Annotated in this window: 2 protein-coding genes and 1 pseudogene; 1 reads left to right on the top strand and 2 read right to left on the bottom strand. The window is 68.3% G+C overall.

Translation table 11 applies throughout. The features are described from left to right. Positions 1-184: 184 nt before the first annotated feature. Both ABT116_RS42895 and merA read right to left on the bottom strand, forming a co-directional pair. Positions 185-328: pseudogene (locus ABT116_RS42895) on the bottom strand (MerR family DNA-binding transcriptional regulator); the annotation flags it as partial. A 58-nt stretch (positions 329-386) separates the two neighbouring features. Beyond that, positions 387-1,823 carry a mercury(II) reductase gene (gene merA, locus ABT116_RS42890; protein WP_050655202.1) on the bottom strand — a complete coding sequence of 479 codons (1,437 nt, stop codon included), beginning with the start codon at positions 1,821-1,823 and terminating at the stop codon, positions 387-389. Positions 1,824-2,002: 179 nt separating this feature from the next. Between merA and ABT116_RS42885 the strand changes: the two genes are divergently transcribed. Further along, positions 2,003-2,335: an ArsR/SmtB family transcription factor gene (locus ABT116_RS42885; RefSeq protein ID WP_350834920.1), complete on the top strand. Its 333-nt coding sequence runs from the start codon at positions 2,003-2,005 to the stop codon at positions 2,333-2,335. The last annotated feature ends 20 nt before the right edge of the window (positions 2,336-2,355 follow it).

Here is a 2,355-nt window from a genome sequence, read left to right as displayed (position 1 = left end):
GCACCAACCTGACGATGGCGCTGACCGCCAAGAACATGCCGTACAAGCACGGCTTCGGCCCGTTCGCGCCCGAGGTGTACCGCGTGCCGGTGGCGACCGACCGGCCGCTGGTGTCACCGCCGGCGGTGAGGAGGTGCTGGATTTCGGCGATGGTGAGCCCGAGCCCGCGGAGCTCGCCGATGAACCGCACGCACCACAGGGCGTCGTCGGTGTAGAGCCGGTACCCGGCCGGGCTGCGGCCCAGGGTGCAGATCAGCCCGAGGTCGGTATACTCGCGCAACGCTTTCACCGGCACCGCGGTGCGCGCGGACAATTCCCCGATCGTCATCGTCCGTGTTGTCGTGTCCATGGGTGTTCCCGGCTTCGCGTGGGGTGGGCGTGCGCGTTCAGCCTGCACAGCAGGAGAGTTTGGTGACGTCGGTGGTGAAGGTCTGGGCGGTGAGTTTCAATGCTTCGCCCATGGTCAGATACGGCGCCCAGGTGTGGGCGAGCTGGTGCACGGTCAAGCCCGCGGTCATGGCGTAGCCGGCGGCGGTGATCAGGTCTCCGGCATTGTCGGTGAGTGCGTGCACGCCCAGAATCCGGCCCGTGCCCTGCTCGGCGATGATTTTGACCAGGCCGCGGGTGTCGCGGTTGACCAGTGCCCGCGGCACGTACGCCAAGTCCAGGACCCGGCACTGGCAGGCCAGCCCGGCCTGGGCTGCTTGGGCGTCGGTCAGTCCGACCGAGGCGATCGCGGGGCTGGTGAACGTCACGCGCGGCACGGTGGTGTAGTCCAGGGTCCGGTCTGCGCCGGTGAGGGCGTTGTCGGCGACCAGGGTGCCCTGGGCGGCGGCCACGTACACGAACTGCGGGTCCCCGGTCACGTCCCCGGCGGCCCAGATCCGCGGATTGCTGCTGGCCTGGTGATCGTCGATGACGACCGCGCCGTCGGCGTCGACTGTGACACCGACCGACTCCAGGCCCAGGCCCGCGGTGTTGGGGCGGCGGCCGGTGGCGATGAGCACGTGCTCGGCCCGCAGCTCGGTGGAGTTGCCGCCGGGGGTGCGTACGGTCATCACCTTGTGCCCGTCGACGGCCAGAACTTTCTCGACGGTGGTGGCGGTGTGCACATCGATGTGCTCGTCGGTGAAGACGGCCTCGAGCGCGGCCGAGATTTCCGGTTCCTCACCGGAGGTCAGCCGAGTGCGAGCGATCACCGTCACCGTGCTGCCCAGGCGGGCGAACAGCTGGGCTTGTTCCAGTCCCACGTACCCCGCGCCCAGCACGATCAGCGACTCCGGCAGGGTGGTCAGGTCCATGGCTGTGGTCGAAGTCAGGTATCCGGCCTCGGCGAGCCCGGCCACGGGCGGTACCGAGGGCGAAGCGCCGGTGGCGATCAGATAGTGGTCGGCCTCGATGACCCGGGTGCCGCCCCCGGTCAACTCGACTCGCAGCGCTGGCGTCGCGGGCGCCCCGTCGAATACTGCGGTGCCGGACACGATCTCCCACCCGTAATCGGTGGCCAGGTCGACGTACTTGTCGGTCCGCAGGTGCTCTACCAGCGCGTCCTTACCCGCAATCAGGTCGGCGAAGTCGACCGGCACGGTGGCGGCAGTGAGCCCGGGGAACCGGCCGGCCGCCGCGGCGGTGTGGCGGGCCTCGGCGGCGGCCAGCAGCGCCTTCGACGGCACGCACCCGACGTTGACGCAGGTGCCGCCGACGGTGCCGCGCTCCACCATCACGACACGTTTGCCGAGGTTTGTCGCCGCGATGGCGGCGGCGAACGCCGCCGATCCGGAACCGATGATCGCCAGATCGGCGCGGGAATCTGTCGGGGTCACAAGGGGCCTCCTGGTCGGGCAACCGGTGAACCATCCACGGCTGCTATTCGTATTGACGAATATCTACCGGCACCATACTATGCGTTTACACGAATAGTTCAACCCCATTTGTGGAGGCGATCCTTATGCCCCGGTCTACGACCGCCGACCTCACCGTCTCTGGTGGTGAGACGGCGTGTATGCATCTGGATACGACGGCGAAGTTCTTTCGCGCCCTGTCGGATCCGACGCGATTGAAACTGCTGGAGTTCATCCTGGCCGGTGAGCGCACCTCGGCTGACTGCGTCGAGCATGCGGGGATCTCGCAGCCACGGGTGTCGATACATCTGTCGTGCCTCGCCGACTGCGGGTATGTGGTCGCGCGCCGCGACGGCAAGAAGCTGCGGTACTCGGTCGGTGACCCACGGGTGGCGGACCTGGTAATGCTGGCCCGGTCGCTGGCTGCCGACAACGCCGCCGCCCTCGAGTGCTGCACCCGCATCCCCACGGGCGAGAACGGAGGCCAACGATGAACGCGCCCAAGCGTTCCGGC

The sequence above is a fragment of the Streptomyces sp. NPDC002130 genome, assembly GCF_040296465.1.
In the GTDB taxonomy this organism is placed as follows: domain Bacteria; phylum Actinomycetota; class Actinomycetes; order Streptomycetales; family Streptomycetaceae; genus Streptomyces.
The sequence above is the reverse complement of the archived record's forward strand: the minus strand, read 5'-3'. Positions and strand labels throughout refer to the sequence as shown.

Excerpts from the sequence above, each read along its gene's own strand:
- ABT116_RS42885 (WP_350834920.1), top strand. The coding sequence starts at position 2,003 with ATGCATCTGGATACGACGGCGAAGTTCTTTCGCGCCCTGTCGGATCCG.